The organism is Protofrankia sp. CiP1_Cm_nod2 (assembly GCF_920664355.1).
In the GTDB taxonomy this organism is placed as follows: domain Bacteria; phylum Actinomycetota; class Actinomycetes; order Frankiales; family Frankiaceae; genus Protofrankia.
The window spans coordinates 4,600-8,637 of record NZ_CAKKTL010000103.1 but is presented as its reverse complement, the minus strand read 5'-3'; the positions used below and the strand labels follow the sequence as shown (position 1 = coordinate 8,637).

General features: G+C 71.7%; 2 protein-coding genes. One reads left to right on the top strand and one right to left on the bottom strand.

Annotation, left to right across the window (positions count from 1 at the left end; translation table 11 throughout):
• Positions 1 to 88: 88 nt before the first annotated feature.
• A complete protein-coding gene (locus tag NBW84_RS13125) occupies positions 89 to 2,668 on the bottom strand; it encodes an HAD family hydrolase (protein WP_250284940.1) in 2,580 nt (859 codons plus the stop codon).
• A 283-nt stretch (positions 2,669 to 2,951) separates the two neighbouring features.
• On the opposite strand from NBW84_RS13125, the gene NBW84_RS13120 reads away from it, so the two are divergent.
• On the top strand, positions 2,952 to 3,887 hold the full coding sequence (locus NBW84_RS13120; protein ID WP_445548271.1) for an ABC transporter permease: 936 nt from the start codon (positions 2,952 to 2,954) through the stop codon (positions 3,885 to 3,887).
• Positions 3,888 to 4,038: the final 151 nt, after the last annotated feature.

The window sequence follows — 4,038 nt, the reverse complement described above, 5'->3', positions numbered from 1 at the left end:
CTTCACGAACCGCGTGACGGCCGCCGGCCGCCCTCCGGCGGCGCGGGCAAAATGTGATCACGCCGCCGGCGCCCCGAGGGGCACGGGTTCAGAAGCGTTCTTCGAGTTCGCGCCGTAGCCGCTGAACGGCCCGGCGTGACAACGGGGTGCCCTGCTCGGCCGGGACCGCCAGCGGGTCGGAACGGATCCCCAGCCATCCGAAGGCGAACTCGACGTCGATGGCGTAGGTGGCAGCCAGCTGCGCCTGCCCCACCGGGTCGAGCACGTAGACGAACTGCGGGTCGTCACCGAGGATCTCGATCAGGTTCGGCTGGAGGGCCCGTGCCCCGATCAGGTGCAGCCGCGCCTCGTCCGGGACCGAAGTGATCGTCACCTCGTACGGCTCGGTGACGTTGTTGAGGTGGAAGGACAGCTTCAGCCAGTCCAGCCGCAGCAGGCCGCGCCGGCCGGCCGGGTCGATGCGCACCCGGCGGACGCCGACCCCGTCGATGCGCAGGCGCACCAGCGACAGCCCGTCCCGCCCGGAGCGGGTGACCGCGGACTCCTTCGGGCCGGCGGCGAAGTCGGCCCCGGTGTCGACGTAGACCTCGACCGGGCCGGCGGCGGCCTCCGGGGAGACCTCCAGCGCCGAGATCCCGGCGCCCGCGGCCAGCCCGCTGACGACCGCCAGCGGCCGGTTCGCCACCGCCGCCACCCCCGCCGGCCAGTAGAGCTCCTGCATCGGGATCCTCTCGAGATCGGCCGCGGTCAGGTACGGCATCCTGCGCAGCAGATCGGCGGGCAGCAGCCCTTCGGAGGACTCGGAGCCGAAGTTGTCGTCGTGCGACCACATCCCGAACGCGAACGCCTCCTGCGGGGTCGGCCGGGTCACGAACCGGGTGAGGGTGCGCAGCGCCGCCAGCCGCGCCCCGTCCGACACCAGGGACGGCATCGGCGTCTCACCGCGGTGGTAACGCAGCCATTCCCGCTGGTAGGCGAGCACCCCGTCCTGGACGGCGGCGCGCTGCGCGACCTGCGTGCGGGAGGTGTGGTCGGCGGCGAGCACGGGGGTGAGGTCCTCGTCGAAGCCGATCAGCGAGCCGACGTCGGGCATGCAGAGCTGCTCAAGCACCTCGGGGCTGCGCATCACCGGGGCGAACAGCGCCTCCGGTTCGCCGCCGGAGGCGACATAGCCCTCCAGCCGCAGCCCGGACAGGCGGTGCACGTTGGCGCCGGCGTTGGTCGCCAGGTACAGGCCGACGATCTCCACCTCGCGGCCGGAGGCCACCAGCAGCTGGTGCAGCAGGCCCTGGATGGTGCCGCCCCAGCCCAGGTCGACGATGACGACCCGGTCCGCGTCGCCGAGCTGGGCGTCGAGGTAGCGCAGGTAGCGTTCCCGCAGCTGGCTCGCGGTCGTCACGATCTCGCCGCGGACCCGTTCGTCGTTGCACAGCGCGTGCAGGGTCTCCTCACGCAGCCCGGGGACGTCCAGCCGCCGGCCGGCGAGCGCCGAGAGGCCGGCGACCTCCTCCACGCCCACCCCGAGCTGGCGCAGCAGCTGCCCGACGCTGGGGGCGTGCCGCCGGGTCAGGAAGCCGCGCAGCTCCTGCGGGCTGCCCTCGAAGACGTTGGCCAGCGCGCACACCTGCCGGGACGCCCACAGCGGGGACGTGGTGATCCCGCGGTCGTGCCCGGGCTCCGCCAGCGCCCGGGCGAGGAACACCCCCTCGCGCATGAGGCAGTGGATCCGGTCGACCCCGTAGTCCGCGGCCCGTTCGACGGCCCACTCCGCGAATCCGGTGAACACCGGGCCGAACACGGCCGCGCCGGTCTCCCAGTGGCGGCGCAGGCCCGCCGGGACGGCGGCGGCGTCGGCGCGGTGCAGGGTCCGGGCCCGGATCGCGGTCACCCCGTAGTCGCCGTGCACCGGGTCGACGGGTGTGTCGGAGGTGGGCCGGGAACGCAGCCCCTCCAGGTCCAGCGTCGTCTCCAGCCCGTCGGTGTACTTGGGGTAGTGGACGGCAAGGATCCCGTGCTCACGGGCGCTCTCGACGTCGGCGACCGGGTTGTCACCGAGGTGGATGACCCGGGACGCCGCGACCCCGGCCCGCGCGAGCACGTGGGCGAACAGGCCGCTGCTCTTGTTCACCCCGGCGTCGCTGGAGGTGAGAACCTGGGTGAACCTGATACCGGCGAGCTCCGGGCGCCGCAGCAGCCGGCGCAGCTGGTCCGGCGAGAAGTACGTGTCGGAGACCAGGTGGACGGGCCGGCCGAGCTTGGTGATGGTCAGCTCGGCCAGTTCGGCGACGGCCAGGTCGGCCCGGCAGATGTCCCGCTCGAACGCGACCTCCATGGCGACGAGGTCGTCGACGCCGCCGCTGCCGGGCAGCGCCGCCGCCAGCACCGACCAGATCTCGTCCAGCCGGGCCTCCGGCGTGCCGCGCCCGGCCTGGCTGCGCTCGCGGGCCCTGGTCTCGGCGTGCACCCGCAGCTGGGCGAACTGCGCGGGCGACAGCGACGGCGGCAGCAGCCCGGCGGCGGCCAGCCGGTGCCCGAGCAGCAGGAAGGCGTGGGCCGGTTCGGGCACGAGCCGCAGCAGCAGCGTGTCGAACACGTCCAACGTCAGCACCTCGGCCCCGCCGGACTCCAGATGGGACCAGACCTCACGGATCCGGACGTCGGTGAACACGGGCGTCCTCCACAGGCGGGGCATCACGGCCACCGCCGACGGGCCGGCTGGTATCCGGGTCAGACTGGACAGTGACCGGCCGGAGCTGAATGAACGGCCCGATACTATGAACCGGCCCGGTGGCCACGGTCACCGGCGTACCCAGGTCCGGCCGCCGGAGCGCCAGGCCGGCCACGTATCGTCCCGACGTGGTGCCCGTGCGGTCCGTGCGGTCCGTGCGGTCCGGTGTTCCCGGTAGCGTCGGGCTCGCTTCCCACTTGGCGCGGCTCACGGAAGGTTGTCGGTGTCGAACCTGACTGATGAGCGGTCCGCACCGGCGGCCACGCCGGCGGCGCGGCAACGGATCCACGTCGACGGGCCGGGCCCGGAGTCCCGCCGGCTCGCCCGTCGCAGCCGCGCCCAGACCCGGCTGCGCTGGGAGCTGCTGCGCAACCTGATCCGCAAGGATCTCAAGGTCAAGTACAAGGGGTCGACCCTCGGGTTCGCCTGGTCGCTGGCGAACCCGCTGCTGCTGCTCGCCGTCTACACCCTGGTGTTCCAGGTCATCATGAACGCCGGGGTGCCCCGTTTCGGCGTCTACCTGATGTCCGGGCTGCTGATCTGGAACGCGTTCTCCGCCAGCGTCTCCGCGGCCAGCGGCAGCGTGGTCTTCAACGCGAACCTCGTGAAGAAGGTCCGTTTCCCGCTGCCGGTGCTGCCGCTTTCCGCGGTGGGGTTCGCGATCGTCCACTTCGTCCTGCAGCTCGCCGTGCTCTTCGTGGTGGTCGCGGCGCTCGGTTACAGCTTCATCGGTTTCCAGCTGCTGTTGCTGGTGCCGGCGTTCGCGGTGGCGATGATCTTCACGGTGGGCCTGGCCATGCTCGTGTCGGCGCTCAACGTCCGATACCGCGACACCGAGCACCTGCTGGAGGTGGCGCTGCTCGCGTGGTTCTGGCTCAACCCCATCGTGTATCCGGTCGGGCTGATCCGTAAACTCCTGCACGAGTGGACGTGGATCTATTTCCTGAATCCGATGGCGACGGTCGTCGCCACCTTCCAGCGGGGAATCTACAAAGGGCCGGCCGTCAACCCCGCGAACGGGCAGGGCATCCTGGCCGACCCCGGGTATCTCTTCTACCTCGAGCATCTTGCCGTCGCGGGCGTGATGTCGCTGGGCCTGCTCTGGCTGGGAACACACGTGTTCCGCCGCATGCAGGCCGACTTCGCCGAGGATCTCTAGAACCCGGCTGAAGCGGCCACGACAACCGTCATGATCGTGTCTGCGGAGGCAGTGAGGAAGGTTTGACAGACGTGCCAGCGCAGCAGTCACCAGCCGGCCCCGCCATGACCGGTGAGGCTTCGGACGCACCGGTCACCCCGGCGCCGGCCCC